Genomic DNA, 18,818 nt, shown 5'->3' with positions numbered 1-18,818 from the left:
CTGGGTGCCTCCACTGATGAGTTGGTGGATGAGGGCGGCCCCGGACTTTGGCGAGACGGGGGCCGCCCGCTTCGCGTTCAGCGGTGGTTGACGGTGCCGCTGGCGCGGCCGAAGAAGCCACCCGCGGAGATGTGCTGGGTGATGTGAGTGGTGGTGTGAGCACGCTGCCCGCGGCCGGAGCGCAGCAGAAGCGGCGCGGTGGCCCCGGCGGCGACGAGGGCGGCGAGAGCCCAGAAGGCGTGTGCCATGGCGAGGAGTCCGGGGGCGGCGTAGGAGATTCCGATTCCGGCCGCCGCGATGCCCCCGCCGAGGGTCGGTGCCAGGAGCGCGGTCGTCTTGGCCCACCTCGGCACAGAAGCCGTGGCCGGGGCCTCGGGGACGATCTGCGCGGGGGCAGGATGCGTGTAGGCGAGGGTCCGCGTGCCGTCAGCCAGCGTGACGAGCTGCACCCCCGGGTGCCCTACAGGGACCGGGGCAACAGCGGAACCCGTGTGCTCCGGGGCGGGGACCCAGGCAATCGGACTGGGGTGGTAGATGGCAGGGTCGTGGGGCATGTGCATGCCTCCCGGGTATGGGTCGGGCCCGCGCCGAGGGTGGGTGGCGCGGGCCCGAGGGTGAGTGTCAGGCAGGGCTGTCACGGGGCGTCAGACAGCGGGTGTCAGGGGGTCTGACAGCGGGTTTGCCTAGGGGTTTGGGTGTCACGGGGCCCTGACACTGTCAGGGGGTGTCAGGCGTCAGGCGATCTTGAGCGTGGGGACGATCCGCCACCGGCCGGTGGCCGAGGTCGGCTCCAGCCGACCGTCCAGGGCAGCGTCCTTCAGGCGGGCGGAGACCCACGGGCGGGAGAGCTGGTGGCGGTCGCACCAGTCCATGAAGTCCTTCGGACCGACCACCATCCGCCCGGCCGATTCGAAGTCGTCCAGCGCGTACGCGAACAACTCCCGCGCCTCCTCCGGCGACGGCTTGTGCCCCGGCGACTCCCACAACGGAGTGTCGTCGCCATCCTCCCCGACGAGCAGATCGGCCTCCGGGTCGATGCCCGCGTCCTCCGGATCCACAAGCAGTCCACCGGATTCCGCTTCCATCCGGCCCTCCTCCTCGGCGGCCGGCCGCAGGACCGGCGCGGCGCCGGGGACGGTACGGCCGGTGTAGTTCTGCCCGGCCACCGCCCGGGCCGCGCCGCCCGTGATCGGGTCGGCGGTGGCGCCGTTGGTCTGCGTCCACCGGGCGAGGGCTTCGATGGTGGGGGTGGCGGTGTGGGGGATGGCGAAGGTGCGGCCCGGGGAGGGATAGCGGTCCTCGGGGATGCCGGGTGAGACGACGTAGCAGTAGCCCGGCCGCCGGTTCCCCCACGCCCCCGGATGCGCCCCCGCATCGATGACCACATCAGGCAGGGAGAAGCCTTCGTCGCGGGGGTCGCAGCCGAGCGCGATCACGGACGGCAGGGAGGCCCTGGTGGAGGTGGACATCTGGTCGTAGGAGGGGCGCTGCAGGGAGACGATCAGGGCGACGCCGGCGGAGCGGGCCTCCTGCGCGATCCCGGTGAACGCGTCGTCGCCCATGAGGCGGAGGGTGTTGGCGGCCTCTTCCATCCAGGTGACCAGGAACGGCATCCCCTCGCACCCGCACGGCCGCCCGTCCAGCCGGCACGTGTGGTCGCGGCTGGTCTGCTGCTGTGCGGCTTCGGGGATCCACTGGCGGTATCCGTGGGCGCCGAGCCAGCGGGTGCGGGCGGGGATGACGGCCTTGATGGCCTCGACCATGACCTCGGTGTCGGGTCCGCCCTCGGCCGCCCAGTCCATACCGGGCAGTAGCGGCCGGAAGTCCTGGAACATCTTCGGATCACTGACCCACAGGAGCACGTCGCGGCGGGAGAGGATCTCCAGCATCAGGTTCAGGGCCGTCTCACCCTTACCCGATCCGGTCCCGCCCGCGATCAGCACGTGCGTGGCGTTGCGCTTGATCTCCGGATCACCCGGCAGCCATAGGACGAGCGGGGATCCGTCGTCGTAGCGGCCGATGACCAGCGGCTCCGCGATCGATCCGCCCAGGTTGGACGGCTCTTCCCACTCCGCGACCTGGGCGAGCATGTCCTCCGGGACGATGACGAGTTCGCCGCGGCGGGCGGAGTCGGGGTCGGGCATGTAGCGGACCGCGGACTTGGGCAGGTCCAGCGCGGACGCGATCCGCGGCAGAACCCGGGACACGTCCTCGTTGGTCTGCTCACCCGCCTCCAGCGCCATCTTCGCCGTGACCCGGTTCGGCTCCACCGACGTGGCGCCAATCTGCGCCCGCGCGAGACCGACCTTCTCCAGCAGGCCCTTGTCCGTGCCGCCGGCGGCGGTGCCGTCGACGTTGCGGCGCAAGACCATGCGGATGTTCCAGGACAGAGCCAGGGCGGGGGCGCCCATCAGGTACAGGTCGGGCAGGGCCCCGGCCGTGGGCCCAGCCAGGCAGGCGCCCGTCAGCCAGGCGGAGCCCGCGGCGACGGTGATGGCCGAGTGCAGGCGCCGCTGCTGACCCGTCGCCTTCCCCGCCCACCACGTGAGCCCGGTCAGGGCGACCGAGGCGAGGGTGAGGCCCACTCCCGCGGCGGCGCTGCCCTCCCACTGGATGCTGCCCAGTGCACCGGCCAGTCCCAGCCCGCCCGCGCAGAGCCAGGGAGGGAGGTGGGGCTTGGCTCGGTGGAGGATGTAGGCGGTGATGCCGTTGCCGTCGGAGGAGCCGCGGAGCTGGTCTTCGTACTGCTGCTCAACGGTGGTGCGTTCAGTCGTGGCCATGACTCACTCCTTTCTAGAGCTGGCCCCAGTCCATCCGCGGCGTTGCGGCGGGACGGGCGCGGTGGCGGACGCGGTTGATCTCTTCCTCGTACTCCTGCTGGAACAGCGCGTAGGTGGCGGCGGCGTTCTTCGCCGCGTCGCGCAGGGCGTCGGCGGCGCGCTGCATCTTCCGCGCGACCTTCGCCGCCCGGAACCGTGACCCGCCGATCCGGCCGTCGGGGTCGGGGACCTGGACGAGGGTGGCCTTGAGGATCTCCGCGCCCATGGCGACCTCGATGGAGAGGGCGACGCCGGCGGCGCGGACGGCGTTGCAGTAGTTGCGGACTTGCGCCGGGGAGCTGAACTCCGGGGCAGGAAGCAGCGACTGAGGCCGGCCCCCGCCCTGCCCACCGGCGGCGGGGGCGGCGTGGCGGCCGCCGCTGTTACCGCCGCCGCCGGCGTTGACGTTCAGGGTGAAGCCGGGCGAGAAGGTCTTGTTGTTGACCTTGGTCTGGGAACCGTTGGCACCGGCCCGCGGCGCGGAGCGGGTCCGCTGCGTGCGGGTCTGCTGCCCGCCCGGCTTCCATCCAGCGGCGCTGCTGGGGTTGGCCATCAGATGCTCTCCTTCTCAGACACGAGGGTCATGCGGCGGGCGACGAGCCAGGCGACCTGCGCGGCCAGGGTCAGCACGGTCCAGGCGGTGAACAGGGCCGGGCGGGTCGGGGCGAACCACACGGCCAGCGCGAGCCACGCGCCGACCGCGGTCGTGAACGCGGCGAGGAGGGCCCGCCAGAGGGCGGCCTGTCGGGAGGTGGGTCGGCGGCGCAGCATGCCCCACACCCAGACACCAGCCGGGGCCAGCGCGAGGGCGGCGAGGAACCAGGCGGTGCGGGGCTCGATCAGGTGCACGACCCCGGTCACGACGAGCAGCACGGTGGCGACGGCAGTGGGCGCCCAGGCCAGGCGGTGCTTCCACGCCCACCGGCCCACCGCGAGCGCAGCGCGGCTGGTCAGCGTCGGGGACGGCTCGGAGCTGACGACGAGGATGACCGGCTCACGCCGGCCGCGCTGACGCGGGATGTGGATCGTGGATGCGGCCGAGGGCCGCGTACGGCGAGACACAGCAGAACTCCTAACGAGAGGCGGTGGGGTTCAGGCGGCACACGGTTCGGAGTCGGGGAACGCACACGGCACGCACTCGCCGAGCCGGGCGGGGATCACGTAGCCCGCGTCACGTCGGCACGTCGGGCAGGTGCGGCGGGCCGTGTTCGCGGCAGCGAGGGCCGTGCGTTTGGCTGCTGTCATCGGCCGGACCGGCAGGGCACCGTCCACGCGGTACAGGAAGGCGACCAGCGGGCCGCGCCGGCAGCGGGGCCGCTCCAACTGCGCGACCACGTCCTGACCACCAGGCCGCAACCCAGCCGCACGGAGCTGCCGCCGCGTCGCCAGGCCATCCGGCGCAAGCCGCCAGGAGTAGACGGGAATGGCGGCCATCAGCCGAGCACCGAAGCGGTGGAGGCGTCGCGAAGTTCCTGGTAGCGGGCGGAAGCCCAACCGACAGACCAACCGCTCAGCTCAGCAGCCACCCGCACGGCGAACCCGGCCATGAACGCGGACCGTACGACCGCCCGGGCCCGGTCTTCAGGGAGCTTCTCGGGCGGCGGGCCGGCAGAGAGCAGCTCGGCGCGTTCACGCTCGACCCGCTCCTGTTCACGGACCCGTTCACGGCGTTCACGCTCCGCCTGCTCGGCACGGGCCTGACGCTCACGCTCGGCCCGCTGCTGAGCCTCCAACTCGCGCTGCTGCGCGGCCTGACGTTCAAGGCGTTCACGCTCGGCATACGCCTGTTCACGCTCGCGTTCACGGCGTTCACGGCTCTCCCGCTCAGCGTTGGCGGCGGCCTCGGCCCGCGCCTGTTCCTCACGGCGGAACCGCTCCTGCCGCTCGGCTTCCTCGCGGATGAGGCGGGCTTCGTGTTCACGCTGTTCACGGGCCACGCTCGCCTCATGCTCGCGGCGTTCACGCTCCCGCCGCTCCCGGGCATCCTCCCGGTCCTGAGCAGCCTTTTCCCGGGCTTGCCGGTCCGCTCGGGTCTGCTCTTCCAGGCCGTGTACGGCGGCGGCGATGGCCCGTCGGTAGGCGAGCCCGGCCTCAGCCGTCACGATCAGCAGAAGCGGCGCAACGGAGTGGATCGCGACCCCGACCATGTCCCCAACCAGGGCAGATGCGCCAACGTTCAGTGCCAGGGTCATGGCGCCGGTCATCCAGCGCAGCCCAACCGGCCACGCCCCGCCGTGCCCTCCCAGGCGGGCCAGGACGGAGTCAAGGCGGACCACGATGACCACGGCCGCGTCGACCACGAGCGGCAGGATCGGCGCCGTCCACCGCCACTCGACGGCCGTATGTGCGGCCATGAGCGGGGTGACGGTGAGGACGGAGTAGAGCATCGCCCCGCCCACGATCAGCCACGTGCCCACGGCCAGGGCACGCTCCGCTGAACCGACGTGAACGTCGTTCATGACGCCCCGCCTTCCAGCGGCCGCACCTTGATCGCGCCCAGCAGCAGCACACGGACCGGGTGGGGGTGGTACTCCGGGCCAGTGCTCTCCGTCCACTGCCATTCCGCGTCCTCGGAGGGCGTGAACCCGAGGTCCGCCAGGGCCGCCTGGCGCTGGACGATGGTCGGAATCTGAGTGGAGGTGGGCCAGGTGAAGGTGGGCCACTGGCTGACCAGACCGGACAGGGCCACGTACAGCTGCCAGCACGGACCGGCCGTCCGCACCGGGGCGGTGGTACCGCAGCAGCGCAGCGACAGCTGCGCGCCGAAGATCTGCTTACTCATGCCGCATCCCCCGACGTCATCGTGTCGGCGGTGCGGTTGGTCAGGTCACGGCGGGCCGCCAGGACCCGGTTGCGGGCCCGGCGGATCCGGCGGGCGTCGAACTCCGACGCCGGCCGGTCCAGCATCGAGATGAGAGCGTCAAGCAGCTCGACCTCGGCCAGGACCACGGGCATCTCGGCCTCGATCGCGTCCAGCTCCGCGTCCGACGGCTCCAAACCGTCGGACCACGGGGTAACGATGCTCTGAAGTGCAGCGATGGACTTCATGGGTCTTGCTCCTTCTACAGAGGAACGGGACTCAGCAGCCCTCGGCGCGGGAACGCCGGGGGCTGCCCGCATTTGGGGTGAAGCAGGAAGAACTCCGGCTCCCCTCAACCCCGCCCGTACAGCGCGAGCGCGCCGGACGGGCAGAGAAGGCAACCGGCCGCGGCCCGGAACGGGACCGCGGAAGGATTGAGTGCGCGAACCTCAGCCGCGCTGACCGCCTTTTCAGCTACAGGAGGCGGCGACCACACTGTTCAGATCTCAAAGAGCAGTCGCTCCCGACTGGACGTGGAAACCCAGAGGGATCCCGTGCGTGAAGCACGGGGACCAGCCGGAGCAGGCATGGCAGTACTAAGGCTTCGCTTCGAGTTCCTCGCGGAACCGATGCGGTACCTCTATTACAGGTACCGCATCGACTGACGTCAAGCAGATCCGCAGAGGTTCAGTGCTTCGCGCCAGGACTTCCTGGCGCACCATCAGAATCGGCCCAGGTCAAGGGCGTTGTTTACCCCACGCGTGGACACGTCGGGGCCTTCTGGCTACCGTCAAGAGCTCCCAAGACGTCCCACTGGGGGAGCAGATGCCCAACGAGCGCTTACGGTCGACCCTGCTCGCGAAGGGGATGACCATCCAGCAACTCGCCGACTCCATCGGCGTCAACGCGAAGACCGTGGAACGCTGGATCACGCAGGGCAAGGTCCCGTACCGGCGCCACCAGTACGCCGTTGCGGCTGCACTGGACGTCGGGGTCACCACTCTTTGGGATGACGAGCGGGCGGTCGAGTCGTCCGCCGACCTCAGCAAGGCCGAGATCGTGACCATCTACCCCCATCGGCACATGGTGCCGGCGGGGCTGTGGCGCGAGATGTACGACCGCGCCGAAGCGTACGTTGACGTGCTTGTCTACGCAGGGCTCTGGCTGTCTGAGGACCCGGAATTTCACAAGATCCTGAAGGGCAAGGCGTCCAACAACGCGCAGGTACGACTCCTGCTCGGGGATCCCGGATGCGATGCCGTCCGACAGCGGGGCATCGACGAGGGCCACAGGATCATGGATGGCAAGATCCGAAATGCCCTCATGAACTACCGGCCGCTACTCGCCAGCCACCCGGAAGTCGGGATCCGGCTCCACGACGCGACGCTGTACAACTCGCTGTTCCGTGCCGACGACGAGATGCTCGTGAACACCCATGTGTACGGCATCGGAGCCTACTTGGCTCCGGTTCTCCACCTGCGGCGACTCCCTGGGGGCGGCCTCTTCGACACGTACGCGAATAGCATCGAACAGACCTGGGGGCGGGCGCGCCAGGTGACCGATCACGACTTCACTGGAGCATGACCATGGGACGCATCGACTACCTTCACGACCCCGACGCACCGCCCGCCAACAACGTCGTCCCTTCCGTCGTGGCCTTCGTCCAGAACGGTGCCGGCGAGGTACTGATGATCCAGCGCTCCGACAACGGCCGCTGGGCCCTCCCCGGCGGAGGCCACGACGTTGGTGAATCCATCAGCGACACCGTCGTACGCGAAGTCTGGGAAGAGACAGGCATCAAGGTCGAAGTCCTCGACCTGTCCGGCATCTACACCGACCCCGGACACGTGATGCTCTATGACGACGGCGAGGCACGGCAGCAGTTCAGCATCTGCTTCCGCGCGCGACCGGTGGGCGGAGAGATCCGCACGAGTAACGAGACGACGCAGGTCCGCTGGGTGCCCCCCGCGGACCTGGCCGAACTCGACATCCACTCCACAATGCGGCTCCGCATCCAGCACGCCCTGGACGCGACCAGGAGCGCTCCCTACATCGGTTGAGCCGTGCCGGCCTTCGCCTCGGAGACCCTGGTGAGTACGCGAACCGTGCACAGCAGGATCTCCGGCTCGGCGCGCCGGATGAACTGCCCGATCAGGCTGTCGGGCCCGTAGCGACCTGCGATCTCGTCGATTCGGTCAACGGGGTTCGTGGGGGTGCCGTCCGGCGTGGTGTTCATGTCGCAAAAGCACAGAGCATCCGCTAGGTGCTCCTCCTCGCGCGGGAACTCGACTTCCAGTTCGTCCCGCAGGCCCCGTGCTTCCGCCTCCATCCAGGCACAGGAGTGGTGGGCGACGAGGCGTACGACGCGCTCGTCGGCGCCGACGCTCCGGAGGTAGCGGGCACCGTCGAGCGGGTGGAACCCCGTCTTCGCCAGGTCGGGCGCGTACCCGATGTCGTGCAGTACGGCCGCGGCCTCCAGCAGCTCGGCGTCCGGCCCCAGGATCTCCGCGATGGCCCGTGCTCGCTCGGCGACGCCGAGGCAGTGGCTCCACCGGCGAGGTAGCGGCTCGGCCAGCAGTGATTCCGCGAGCGGGTAGGCCCATTCCGTGAGCGTGGCGGTGGTCAAGGCTTCGAGTCCTCCTGTGGCGACGGCACGGCCCGGACGGACCGCCGCTTGCCCTGCCCTCCTTCGGTGAGCAGGCCGGCGGCTTCCAACTGGGCCAGCGCCTTGCTGATGGTGGGGCGTGACGCGCCGAGGCGGGCGCTGAGCTCGCCTGTGCTGAGGAAGGGTGCCCCCACTTCTAGGCCCTCAGCCGAGATGAGCTCCGCGATCCTCTCGGAGAGGGGTCGCCGATCCATACACTGCCCAGCACGGACGACACGCCATCGAGCCCCGGGCACAGGCTCGGCTAGCCCCTCTTGCTGAAGCACCTTGAAGGCGCGGAGGGCGACACCCCGGCTCACGCCGTGCTCAGCCATGACCTCAGCAAGCGAAGGCAGCTCAGCCACGGCTGGCTCCGCAGCGATCCGCCCCTTCATGCGATCAGCGATCTTCAGGAAGGTCCCGCGAGGGCTCGCCTGCTCCGTCACTCGATCTCCTCGTCCGCCGACAACTCAACTCAAGCGTCGCACGACGAATGGTCCCCGGAGCAGGAGGTCCAGCAGTCAACGCGGCGGACTGGTGGATCCGCACCGGGAAGAGGCCGATGGATTCCCTGCTTCGTGGCCGTGGGCCACCTCGCGCGCAACGCGGCACGTGTGGCCCGTCATCTGAGCCTGCGCTCCGTCGGCCAAAGTCACCGCTGGACTCGCACGCCAGCAGCCTTCACCCAACCTCTAACCTGTTTGCCCAACAGCTCAACGGTTCCCGGAGCCCAGTGCATTTCATGCGCCCGGGCAATCATCTCACCCAGGACTGCACACTTGGCAGTGGGATCCGCCTTCAAGGCGGCGACGGCTTCTTCCATGCCTGGCATCCGAACCAGACAGTCGAGCAATTTTTCCGGGATCAGCTCGCCTGAACCGTTAAGCGGAGCCTTCTCATTCAGGGACAAACGGCCGTCACGACCCACGTCCACCACGCCCAGGACAAAAATCTCCCGCGCCGCCCGCGACTGTACGTCACGACCACCTAGCGACACTTCGGCACCAGAATGGAGTTTTTTCATGAGAGCAATAGCTGGACCAGGAGTCTTTTTTGGAAAGACACCTCGCCCCGCCGACCTGCGCGATAGACCATCGGCGAGAAGACTGACTGCGGGAGTCTCGTCCTCGTCCATCAAAACCAGAGACTGAGACTCCAAGCGCGCAATTCCGGCATATTCAAACCATTGCGCAAAGGCCTTTGCGTAGAGCCCCCACGTCTTTTCACTGGCGGCCACCGCGGGAAAAGCGCGCGGAAGAGCCCGCGCAAAGGAGGATAGTTGCACATCACTCCCCTGCTGATCTACCAGTCGGGTCAACGTGGAATTAGCCCTATGGCGTTTCAAAGCTTTGGATACCCGTCGGCGCAGATACTCCTCCCGATCCGGAGCTGCAACAAAGTCGTCCACGAGGCGGATGCGAGCTGGCTCATACGCGAGCACACCAAACATCCTAAGGTCGCGGCTGAGGTTGTAGACGACCGTCTCCGACGTACTCAAGGTGGAGGCCAAGTCGGAAACTGCAGCATCCCCACCGAGAGCGATTACTTCCCTGACGAGCCTGCCAACAGACATGGGAGAAACTCTGAGGATGAAAGACTCTTCAATCGGAATGGTCCCGTGCACCAGGAAATCTCTAAAGATGTCCCAATAGGTGTCAAGCTTCTCTCCGACTTGCACAATAAGACGTCTGTTGAGAAGGGTCTGAACCACTTCAGCAGGAACCATCTCCATTGCTTCAGAAACGGGCACGGGAGCGTACCTAGCAATTTGATATACGCCCTCGCGTTCATTGGGGCTAAGTTCAGACAGGTCCTTCTCGAAGAGGCTCTGCACATTAAGAGCCTCACTCACGAGTTGGGACTGAGTGGTACCGCTCGAAACCTCTCGTAGAACGTGACCCGCCAGCTTCTTAAAAAGCCAAGGCAGACCTTGAGAATACTCTCGTAGACGCTCTTTCAGGTCTCTGACCAGCTTGGCACCGAGCTGCTGCTCCAACCTCTTGAGCAGCGCGTCAACCTCGCTCGGACCGAGAGGCGAAAGCTGGATTACACGGGCATTTGAGCGAATTTCATCGCGGAGTCGATACGGGTGGGCTTCCGTCCAACCTACGAGATCCGTTTTCCAGGCGAAACCGACACTGATGGGACTACCCAATTCGTGAACCCCCAGCGCAAGATTGCGAAACTCTCGCGTCAGAAGCTCATCGTTGAAGATATTCTCAAACTGGTCAAAAAATACTACTACGGGGCCCGCTCCGGGCCACCATTTTGCAGCCTTTAGGGTGTCCAGAGAGCTTGCCAGACTAGCCCAGGAAGCTTCGGCGGGGAGCTCAAGCATTCCATTTTCTTCAGCATGTGTCGCAACCTTGCGCAGGGCACGAGCCACGTATTCTTGACTGGATGCCGTTCGAGTATCAAATACGATACACAAACCGCCGAGCTTTCGCGCCGACTCCTTCATCCGCAAAGCCAGCGAACTCTTACCCCATCCCGATTGAGCATTCACGACGACTACGGATGATCCACGCAAGAGAATTTCTTCGATCTCGGAAATTACCTTGCGGCGGCCGATGAAATACTTCGGAGATGCGGGAAGTTGGTACTCAAAGTCAGATTCACTTCCACGTACCTCTACGATGAAAGCTCCGTCTGCCCGGTGTGAAGTTTGGGCGGGGGCTGCGGCCTGAGCGCGCGCATCCCTCACGCTCGCCCCACCGGCGAAATCCGAATGCTTGACGAGATCCAGAGCCACAGCCGGCACCTGGCCCACTTGAGCCCATACGACAATTTCCGCCGTAGTTCTAGTGTCAGGATCCAGGGACTTTAGGCAAGAGTAGATTCCATACTCGGTAACAATAATCGCCGGGTCGGAAACAATCAGCGAACGAAGTTGCTCTGGAGGTGGAGACGTCAACCCGGCCTGATGAGCGACGCGCGAAGTCGCATCTGCGTTCAAATAGCGAAAATGCGAGTCCTTCGCCTCAATTGCGTGAGCTTTCTCCGCTCCCTGCTGCGTTGTGCGCGGTAGAGCGAAGAAGAAGCCGTCAAGATTACTATCATCCTGAACGAGCCGCTCCGTATTCAGCTTTCCATAAAATGCCACCAACTCTTTGGCTGGCACCGGAGAAGAATAGGCTTTACACTCGACAATCGCTTGACGGCGCGTTAGGCGATGCAGAGCAACTACATCGATCTCAATTCCGTCTGACGTGACATTAAGGTTCTCCGTACGCGGCTCTTCGTAACCCAGGCGTTCGAGCACCTTTGCTATGAACTTCTCAAACAGGTGCCCACGGGCATTAGCCGTGGCAGACGGTGTCTCTCCTTCTGCAAGGATGACCATCTGAGTTTCCTGGATCGCTACGCTGGAGGCCTCCATCTCTCGATGCTAGCGAGGCTGACGCCCGTTGGGGGCAGTTTCCAAGTGGTCCGTCCGAAGCCCCTCTTACACGATCAATGCCACGCCCAACGCTCGGTGATGGGGCATCGAGTGACAGTGCACGACTGGCTCGGTCCGGTACGGCTTCGTCAGGGCCCGAAGCAGCTCCGCCCCTGCCGATACGGAGCCTTGGATTCCGGTGAATGGGCGAGAAGATGGGAGCCGATCAGCCGAACATCCCTCTGCAGCGCAGGTCAGAAGGGGTGCGACGAGGAATCGCGCGGGTCTCTTCTAAGCACTTGGCCGCAGGTTCGAGTCCTGCCGGGGGCACTCTTCACGCCTCACCCGAGCCCTCCCCACCGGGGAGGGCTTTTCGCGCGGGCCGTGCCCGCGGCGGCGCGCCGGGGGCCGTTCCGTTCCGTCGGGGGGCGCGTGACCGCTGCGGTCAACTGGCGCTCATGCCGCGGTCCGGCCAGTCGGGGGATCGGGTGCCCAGGGCGTTGATCTTGCGGGACGCCTTCAGGGCGAGGTAGTCCGGCCGGCCGTCGTCCACCGCGGAGGTGCGGGAGGCTTTGTCCACGGTCAGGGTGCGGGCCGTGTCGTGCGGCTCGGGGCCGAAGGCGTAGCGGACCGTTTCCGCGTCCTCGGAGATCTTTCGGAAGTACACGAGTCCGGCCATGCGTCCAGTGTGCCCTGGTGCGGGGGGTGCGGGATGCGGGAGGGTGGGGGGATGACGGACGGATCCGGTGAGCGGGCGCGGTCGTTCGGGTCGGCGGCCGGACGGTACGGGGAGTACCGGCCCTCGTACCCCGACGCGCTGGCGGATGCCCTGGAGGAGCTCTCCGGGGTGTCGCTGGCCGGGGCCCGGGTCGCCGACGTGGGCGCCGGGACCGGGATCGCCACCGGGCTGCTGCACGCCCGGGGGGCGCGGGTCGTCGGGGTCGAGCCCGGGGCCGGGATGGCCGCGGAATTCCGGCGGCGTCACCCGCACGTGCCGCTCGTACGGGGAGACGGGGACCGGCTGCCGTTCGCTTCAGGGGCACTTGATCTGCTTGCGTACGCGCAGTCCTGGCACTGGACCGATCCGGCCCGGTCCGGGCCGGAAGCCCTGCGGGTGCTGCGGCCCGGCGGGGCGCTGGCCGTCTGGTCGAACGACCCCGACGTGGCCGTCGGATGGATCGCCGACCAGCAGGAGCGGATCGAGGAGCGGTTCGGCCCCGGCTGGTACGTCAACGAACATCCGCGCTCGCAGGCCGGATTGGAGTTCACCACGCGGTTGCTGCGCTGGTCCCGGCGGATCCCCGTCGACGCCCACCTCGCCAAGTTGGCCACCCACTCCCTCTTCCTGATCGGACGCGCCGGGACCGGCGAGTTCCTCGACGGGGAGAGGGAGCGGCTGCACGCGCTGTTCCCCGGGGGGACCCTCGACGAGCACTACGTCGTCGACCTGCGGGTGGCTCGGGCGGGCGGACCGAAGCGGCCCGGGACGTAGTCCGTGGTGCGGGGATCCGCCGGGGACGGGTGCGCTCAGGCGGCGGGTACGTCCTGCGGGGAGACGCCGAAGGCCTTGACCGCCTGGTAGTAGGTCCACGCGGTGCTGTCGCAGGAGCCCTTCTTCACGCCCGAGTACGCCGAGCAGACGCGCTTGAGGTCGGCGTAGAGGGCGTCGTCCAGCCTCGCCTTGTTGGCCGAAAAGACGCCTGCCGCCTTGTGGTTGCGGTAGCCGAAGTCGTGGCGGGCGCAGGACGTCTGGAAGGGGAATCCGAAGGGGTTGTCGGGCGAGGAGGAGCAGTAGTCGGTGGACCAGTCGAACCCGTACGCCGACCACTTGCCCTGGTTGCCGCGCGCGGAGACCCAGGCGTTGTAGCTGGCGGCGCTGGTCTGGGTCCAACTGCTGAGGACCTGCGGCTTGTCGGCCGGGACCGCCGACGCGGGGGTGGCGGCGACGAGCACACCGGCCGCCGCGGATGCGAGGAGGGGAACGAGACGACGACGCATGGCATTCCTCCAGGACGGGGGGGGTGGGGGGCCGCCCGGGGGTACCCCCGGTAACGGCGTCGGATCCCACCCTCGGGGCACGTCCTATCGCCGCCGCTTAACGCCGCTATAACGCCGCTCACCGGGTGCCGGTGTCGGGTACGGGGCGCGGATGCGGGCGCTGTCGGGTGCGGTCGCGTGCCGTCGCGTGCGAACAAGGAGCGTGCCTTCGCGGCCGGTTGAGGGCGGAAGCAGCTCTCAGGTAGCACGCGGCATCAGACTTCCGGCAGAGAACGGGTTCGTCCTACGGAGGGACGCGCGAGGGGATGGGGGCAGCCGAGACTGGATCACATGAACCGCCGTCCCCTCGTCATCGCCGCCGCCACTCTGGGAGTCGTCGCCACCGCCGCCCTGGCGTTGCCGAACCTCCCGCCCAACCCGCTGACCGACTCCATCAACGACCGGGTCTTCGAGGAGAAGAGCAAGCACTACGCGACCGCAGCCGACGCGCCCACCCGCGCCAACGCGCCCTTCACGCTGCCGTCCTGGGTGCCCAAGGACGCCACCGACATACGCATACGGGTGCGCACGACCGGCGAGGCCAGGCTGATCCGCTTCACGCTCGGAGCGACCCCGCTCGACGGCCCTCAGTGCACGGCGGGCACGCCGAAGGACCTGGGCGGGCGGAAGCTGAACGCGAAGTGGTGGCCGAGCGGCACCCGGGCCGAGGAGCGGCCCGAATGCCGGGACGCCCACCAGTACCAGGTGGCGGTGCGCGGCAAGCGCGTCTACGCCTGGACCGACGGCACCCCGTCACCGGGCGCCGGGCCGCAGGACAGCCCCCCGTCCGCGACCCACGCCCGCAGCCGGGGCTAGGGGAGCGCGGGCCCTGGGGATCCGTTGCGGATCGGTGCTCGTCTAGGCTCATCGGGTGAGTACGTACGTGAACCGACTCGGCGAGGAGACCCCGCGGATCGGCGCCCCCCCGGCGGGGACCGCCGTGGCGGTGTGGTCCCTGGACACCACGCTCGAGGTGGTCGGCGGCCACCGGATCGACGAGGCGCTGTCGCTCCTGGACGCGGGTGAACGGGAGCGGGCCGGGCGGCTGCTGCGGGCCGGGGACCGGCAGCGCTACCTCGCCTCCCACGTGGGATTGCGGGTGCTGCTCGGCGGCTACTTGGGGCTGGCCCCGCAGGAGGTCGCGCTGGTCCGTGAGGACTGCCCGTGCTGCGACGGCCCGCACGGACGGCCGGCGGTCGCGGGGGGCGCGGTGCAGTTCTCGCTCTCGCACAGCGACGACCTGGCGTACCTCGCGGTCGCGGCGGTGCCGGTCGGGGTCGACGTGGAGGCGGTACCGAGCGCGGCGGCGGTGCAGGACGTACTGACCGCCCTGCACCCGGCGGAGACGGCGGAGCTCTCCGCGCTGCCCGCGCAGGAGCGGCCGGAGGCGCTGGCCCGCCTGTGGTCGCGCAAGGAGGCCTACTTCAAGGGCACGGGCACCGGCCTGGCCCTGGGCCTGGCCGAGCCCTACGTGGGCTCGGGCCCGACGCCGTCCCCGGTGCCCGGCTGGCACCTCACGGACCTCCCGGCCCCCGCCTCGTACGCGGCGGCCCTGGCCCTCCGCACCTGACGCCCCGCCCCGCCCCGCCCGTTCCGCCCGCCCCCCGACCCGGCCCCCGGCCCGCCCGCCCCGGCGCGCCGCTCGCCACGCCGGGTCGAAATCAAGGTCGCCGCTCGCCGCACGGCCCTATCGTGACCGCCATGGACATCCGCCCCGCCCGTACCGTCGCCGAACTCCAGGCCGCGGAGGGGCTCTTCGACGGCCCCGCCCGACTCGACTGGTCCGAACGCTTCCTGTCCGCGCCGGGACACCTGATGCTCATCGCCTACGTGGACGACATCCCGGCCGGCATGGTCTCCGGGGTCGAGATGAGCCACCCCGACAAGGGCACCGAGATGTGCCTGTACGAGCTCTCCGTCGACGAGGGCTACCGGCGCCGCGGCATCGGCCGCGCCCTGACCGCGGCCCTCGCCGACGAGGCCAAGGCGCGCGGCTGCTACGGCATGTGGGTGGGCGTCGACACCGACAACGAGGCCGCCCTGGCCACCTACTCCTCCGCCGGCTCGCGCGACGAGGGCGTCTTCGCGATGCGCGGCTGGCCCCTCTCGGGCTGACCCCGGTCCTCCGGGTCGTGCCGGGGACCCGTTCGGCGGCGTGTCGTGGGGCCAGTCGGCGCACCCTCCGCGCGAGCGGGGCGCGGCTCGCCGAGCATCGGCCGCATGACCGCATTCACCGCGCTGCTCCCGGCCGCCGCCCTGCTGGCGGCGGCCACCGCCGTGGCGCCGCACCCCGCACCCGCCGCCGACGCCGAACCCGCGACCGGTACCGCCCCGTACGTCGTCGTCCTCAAGGACACCACCTCCCGCGCCCCGACCCGTGCCCTGGCCGCCGAGGCCGAGGGCTCCGGCGACCAGGTCGGGGACGTCTACGACACCGTCCTCAGCGGCTTCGCCGTCCGCACCACCGCCGCCCGCGCCAAAGCCCTGGCCGCCGACCCCCGGGTGGCGTCGGTGGAACCGGACGCCGAGTTCCGGATCAGCGACGCGCAGAGCCCGGCGCCCTGGCCCCTGGACCGGATCGACCAGTCCGCGCTGCCGCTCGACGGTTCGTACACGTACGCCACCACCGCGCAGGGCGTCACCGCGTACGTCGTGGACACCGGGATCTACACGAGCCACCAGGAGTTCGGGGGCCGGGCCCGGGTCGGCTACAACGGGGTGTTCATGGAGAGCAGCAGCGACTGCAACGGCCACGGCACGCACGTCGCGGGCACCCTGGGCGGGGCGACGTACGGGGTGGCGAAGGGGGTCTCCCTCGTCGGCGTCAAGGTGGCCAACTGCAAGGGATCCGCGTCCCTGACCTCCATCCTGGGCGGCCTGGAGTGGATGGTGAAGGACGCCGCCAAGGCCCCCGGCACCCCCGCCGTCGCCAACATGAGCATGGGCGGCACCCGCAGCTACGCCCTCGACGCGGCGGTGGCGCGGGCGGTCACCGCCGGGATCACCTTCACCGTCGCCGCCGGCAACTCCGCCGACGACGCCTGCACCGGCTCCCCCGCCGCCGCCCCCTCGGCGCTCACGATCGGCGCGGCCGACGCCGCCGACCAGTGGGCCCCGTTCTCCAGCTACGGCAGCTGCGTGGACCTCGTCGCCCCGGGCGTGTCCGTCACCTCCGCCTGGAAGGGCACGGCGACCACCCTGGCCCGCGCCTCCGGCACGTCCATGGCGGCCCCGCACGCCGCGGGCGTCGCGGCACTGATCCTGGCGGAGGGCATCGCGGCGGGCGGTACGGCGAAGACCCCCGCCGAGGTCTCCGCCGAGCTGGCGCGGGACGCCGTACGGGACCGCCTCACCGGGGTCCCGGCCGGCACCGCCAACCTGCTCCTGCACCACTCCCCGGCCGCGGGCTAGGGGGTGTCTCGCCGATCGGGCCGGGCTCGCGGCGCGATCGGCGAGACACTCCCCGAGTCCCAGGTCAACGCCCGGACCGGCCCCCCGCCCGCACCCCACCCATCCCATCCGCCCCGCACCCCGGACGACCCGGTCTGATGGGACATCAATTTCTGTGTGCTTCGGGCGAAAGCAAGTCATTGACTTCTCATCACCGCGACGCGTCAATGTCGGCCACCGCACCGGCTCGGCCTCCCCCACACAGCGGGTGGGGGGAGGGGTTCGTCTGACGAAGGAGTCGCGACCCAGTGAGTACAACGTTCCGACGAAGAATTCTGGCCGGGGCGGGCGCCCTGTCCCTCGCGCTGACGGGCGGCGTGGTGGGCCTGACCGGCACCGCCCAGGCGGCGACCGTGACCACCCCCGTCTTCGAGAACTGCGATGCCCCGGCACCGCAGCCGGACGGTTCGGGCAACCAGAACTACACGATCACCGTGCCCGACACGGCCAAGGCCGGGGACGTCGTACCGATCACGATCGACCCTGGTGCGAGCCCGCTGATCCCCGGCTTCTCCGTCACGACGGTGAACACCACCAAGATCACCCTCAAGGTGGGCACGACCACCCAGGTCGTCACCAGCCCGCCCGAGACCGTCAGCGTCGTCGCCGGCACCCCGCTCGACCCGAAGTCCTTCTCCGGAACCATCAAGATCCCGGACGGCACCGAGGGCACGTCGGTCGACGTGAAGCTGGACCTGGCGGTCACCGACGCGGACCTCAGCGGCTCCGTGTTCACGACGACCTGCACCCCGGCGCCGCGCCCGAGCGCCACGCTCGGCTCGGTCGCCGTCGAGGCCCTGCCCAAGGACCCGGTCACCACCAAGCTGACGCCCAACAGCGGCAAGGCGGGAACGGCCGTCGCGGTCAACGGCGCCAACTTCCCGGCCGGCCCCGTCACCTGCTCCGCCCTCCTCGCGGGCGCGGCGACCGGTGACACCGGCACCGGTACGGCGGACGCGAGCGGCGCCGCCACCTGCAACATCACCGTCACCAAGAAGGCCGACGCCATCAAGATCGACGGCTCGGTCACCCCGTACAAGTCCTTCGTGTACCTGGAGGACCAGGCGGGCGTGAAGAACCCGGTCGACATCGAGGTCCTCCCCGGCCCGCTGGCGCTCGGCCCGAAGGACGGCCAGCCGGCCGTCGCCTTCCCCTCGGTCACCATCAACGGCAAGGCCCAGTCGGTGGTCGGCGTCTTCAACGCCGCGACCGTCCAGGACTTCCGCGGCGGCACCCTCGGCTGGGACGTGACGGCGACCCGTACGCCGTTCCTGAACCAGGCGACCGGCCACTCGATGGCCAAGGCGCAGATCGGCATCCAGCCGTCCTGCACCGTGACCAACCCGGACAGCCCGAGCGCCTGCACCGCGGGCACGCCGGGCGCGATCTCCGAGACCCCGATGAAGGTGGCCTCGCAGGCCGCCGGCGGGGACGAGCTGACCGGCGGTGAGTTCGCCGTCGGCGGCGCCGGGATGATCCAGCTCCCGCCGTTCATGTTCGCCGACACCTACCAGACGGTCGTCACCTTCTCGATCGCCTGACCCGGCAGGAACAGTGCACCCAGGGTGGTGGGGGGGGGGGGGGGGGGCGCCCCCCCCCCCCGCCCGCCCCCCCCCCCCCCCCCCCCCCCCCCCCCCCCCCCCCCCCCCCCCCCCCCCCCCCCCCCCCCCCCCCCCCCCCCCCCCCCCC

The 18,818-nt window shown here is 69.3% G+C and carries 21 protein-coding genes; 8 read left to right on the top strand and 13 right to left on the bottom strand.

Features of this window, described 5'->3' with window-relative positions:
* Nucleotides 1-77 precede the first annotated feature (77 nt).
* The 8 genes from ACFY1T_RS34860 to ACFY1T_RS34825 form a co-directional block, all read right to left on the bottom strand.
* Nucleotides 78-554: a hypothetical protein gene (locus ACFY1T_RS34860; protein WP_390791763.1), complete on the bottom strand. Its 477-nt coding sequence runs from the start codon at nucleotides 552-554 to the stop codon at nucleotides 78-80.
* A 180-nt stretch (nucleotides 555-734) separates the two neighbouring features.
* Complete coding sequence (gene traB, locus ACFY1T_RS34855) at nucleotides 735-2,780, bottom strand: plasmid transfer protein TraB (RefSeq protein WP_390791762.1); 2,046 nt, start codon at nucleotides 2,778-2,780, stop codon at nucleotides 735-737.
* A gap of 13 nt (nucleotides 2,781-2,793) precedes the next feature.
* Nucleotides 2,794-3,372 carry a plasmid transfer protein TraA gene (traA, locus tag ACFY1T_RS34850; protein ID WP_390791761.1) on the bottom strand — a complete coding sequence of 193 codons (579 nt, stop codon included), beginning with the start codon at nucleotides 3,370-3,372 and terminating at the stop codon, nucleotides 2,794-2,796.
* A complete protein-coding gene (locus ACFY1T_RS34845; RefSeq protein WP_390791760.1) occupies nucleotides 3,372-3,881 on the bottom strand; it encodes a hypothetical protein in 510 nt (169 codons plus the stop codon). Before ACFY1T_RS34845 ends, traA begins: the two co-directional genes overlap by 1 nt.
* Before the next feature lie 30 nt (nucleotides 3,882-3,911).
* Nucleotides 3,912-4,253 (bottom strand): RRQRL motif-containing zinc-binding protein, encoded by a 342-nt coding sequence (locus ACFY1T_RS34840; protein ID WP_390791759.1) that lies wholly within the window; start codon nucleotides 4,251-4,253, stop codon nucleotides 3,912-3,914.
* Nucleotides 4,253-5,278, bottom strand: a complete 1,026-nt coding sequence (locus tag ACFY1T_RS34835; protein ID WP_390791758.1) for a DUF2637 domain-containing protein — start codon at nucleotides 5,276-5,278, stop codon at nucleotides 4,253-4,255. Before ACFY1T_RS34835 ends, ACFY1T_RS34840 begins: the two co-directional genes overlap by 1 nt.
* Nucleotides 5,275-5,601, bottom strand: coding sequence for a DUF6303 family protein (locus tag ACFY1T_RS34830; RefSeq protein WP_390791757.1), 327 nt, complete (start codon nucleotides 5,599-5,601; stop codon nucleotides 5,275-5,277). The genes ACFY1T_RS34835 and ACFY1T_RS34830 overlap by 4 nt, the downstream gene beginning before the upstream one ends.
* Nucleotides 5,598-5,867, bottom strand: a complete 270-nt coding sequence (locus tag ACFY1T_RS34825) for a DUF6284 family protein (protein WP_390791756.1) — start codon at nucleotides 5,865-5,867, stop codon at nucleotides 5,598-5,600. Before ACFY1T_RS34825 ends, ACFY1T_RS34830 begins: the two co-directional genes overlap by 4 nt.
* 577 nt (nucleotides 5,868-6,444) lie before the next feature.
* On the opposite strand from ACFY1T_RS34825, the gene ACFY1T_RS34820 reads away from it, so the two are divergent.
* Together ACFY1T_RS34820 and ACFY1T_RS34815 are read left to right on the top strand one after the other, a co-directional pair.
* Nucleotides 6,445-7,203 carry a helix-turn-helix domain-containing protein gene (locus ACFY1T_RS34820; RefSeq protein WP_390791755.1) on the top strand — a complete coding sequence of 253 codons (759 nt, stop codon included), beginning with the start codon at nucleotides 6,445-6,447 and terminating at the stop codon, nucleotides 7,201-7,203.
* 2 nt (nucleotides 7,204-7,205) lie between these two features.
* Nucleotides 7,206-7,679, top strand: a complete 474-nt coding sequence (locus tag ACFY1T_RS34815; RefSeq protein ID WP_390791754.1) for an NUDIX domain-containing protein — start codon at nucleotides 7,206-7,208, stop codon at nucleotides 7,677-7,679.
* Here the strand turns inward: ACFY1T_RS34815 and ACFY1T_RS34810 are convergent.
* The 4 genes from ACFY1T_RS34810 to ACFY1T_RS34795 all read right to left on the bottom strand — a co-directional run bounded on the left by ACFY1T_RS34810 (nucleotide 7,667) and on the right by ACFY1T_RS34795 (nucleotide 12,321).
* Nucleotides 7,667-8,245, bottom strand: coding sequence for an HD domain-containing protein (locus ACFY1T_RS34810; RefSeq protein ID WP_390791753.1), 579 nt, complete (start codon nucleotides 8,243-8,245; stop codon nucleotides 7,667-7,669). The two genes, ACFY1T_RS34815 and ACFY1T_RS34810, sit on opposite strands and share 13 nt — an antisense overlap.
* A complete protein-coding gene (locus tag ACFY1T_RS34805) occupies nucleotides 8,242-8,478 on the bottom strand; it encodes a helix-turn-helix domain-containing protein (protein ID WP_390791770.1) in 237 nt (78 codons plus the stop codon). Before ACFY1T_RS34805 ends, ACFY1T_RS34810 begins: the two co-directional genes overlap by 4 nt.
* Before the next feature lie 437 nt (nucleotides 8,479-8,915).
* Nucleotides 8,916-11,642 (bottom strand): restriction endonuclease, encoded by a 2,727-nt coding sequence (locus ACFY1T_RS34800; RefSeq protein WP_390791752.1) that lies wholly within the window; start codon nucleotides 11,640-11,642, stop codon nucleotides 8,916-8,918.
* 445 nt (nucleotides 11,643-12,087) lie between these two features.
* Nucleotides 12,088-12,321, bottom strand: a complete 234-nt coding sequence (locus tag ACFY1T_RS34795; protein ID WP_390791751.1) for a hypothetical protein — start codon at nucleotides 12,319-12,321, stop codon at nucleotides 12,088-12,090.
* A gap of 51 nt (nucleotides 12,322-12,372) precedes the next feature.
* On the opposite strand from ACFY1T_RS34795, the gene ACFY1T_RS34790 reads away from it, so the two are divergent.
* On the top strand, nucleotides 12,373-13,134 hold the full coding sequence (locus ACFY1T_RS34790; protein WP_390791750.1) for a class I SAM-dependent methyltransferase: 762 nt from the start codon (nucleotides 12,373-12,375) through the stop codon (nucleotides 13,132-13,134).
* Between the two features lie 35 nt (nucleotides 13,135-13,169).
* Here the strand turns inward: ACFY1T_RS34790 and ACFY1T_RS34785 are convergent, their stop codons facing one another.
* On the bottom strand, nucleotides 13,170-13,640 hold the full coding sequence (locus ACFY1T_RS34785) for a phospholipase (RefSeq protein WP_390791749.1): 471 nt from the start codon (nucleotides 13,638-13,640) through the stop codon (nucleotides 13,170-13,172).
* Between the two features lie 330 nt (nucleotides 13,641-13,970).
* Here ACFY1T_RS34785 and ACFY1T_RS34780 point away from each other — a divergent pair, with 330 nt between their 5' ends.
* The 5 genes from ACFY1T_RS34780 (at nucleotide 13,971) to ACFY1T_RS34760 (ending at nucleotide 18,670) form a co-directional block, all read left to right on the top strand.
* A complete protein-coding gene (locus ACFY1T_RS34780) occupies nucleotides 13,971-14,495 on the top strand; it encodes a hypothetical protein (protein ID WP_390791748.1) in 525 nt (174 codons plus the stop codon).
* Between the two features lie 55 nt (nucleotides 14,496-14,550).
* Nucleotides 14,551-15,249 carry a 4'-phosphopantetheinyl transferase family protein gene (locus ACFY1T_RS34775; protein ID WP_390791747.1) on the top strand — a complete coding sequence of 233 codons (699 nt, stop codon included), beginning with the start codon at nucleotides 14,551-14,553 and terminating at the stop codon, nucleotides 15,247-15,249.
* Between the two features lie 131 nt (nucleotides 15,250-15,380).
* Nucleotides 15,381-15,794, top strand: a complete 414-nt coding sequence (locus tag ACFY1T_RS34770) for a GNAT family N-acetyltransferase (RefSeq protein ID WP_390791746.1) — start codon at nucleotides 15,381-15,383, stop codon at nucleotides 15,792-15,794.
* A 105-nt stretch (nucleotides 15,795-15,899) separates the two neighbouring features.
* Nucleotides 15,900-17,090 (top strand): S8 family serine peptidase, encoded by a 1,191-nt coding sequence (locus ACFY1T_RS34765; RefSeq protein ID WP_390791745.1) that lies wholly within the window; start codon nucleotides 15,900-15,902, stop codon nucleotides 17,088-17,090.
* A gap of 287 nt (nucleotides 17,091-17,377) precedes the next feature.
* Nucleotides 17,378-18,670 carry a hypothetical protein gene (locus ACFY1T_RS34760; RefSeq protein WP_390791744.1) on the top strand — a complete coding sequence of 431 codons (1,293 nt, stop codon included), beginning with the start codon at nucleotides 17,378-17,380 and terminating at the stop codon, nucleotides 18,668-18,670.
* The last annotated feature ends 148 nt before the right edge of the window (nucleotides 18,671-18,818 follow it).

The organism is Streptomyces sp. NPDC001194 (genome assembly GCF_042896985.1).
GTDB lineage: Bacteria > Actinomycetota > Actinomycetes > Streptomycetales > Streptomycetaceae > Streptomyces.
Note: the sequence above shows the minus strand (reverse complement) of the source record. Positions and strands in the feature narration are given on the sequence as shown.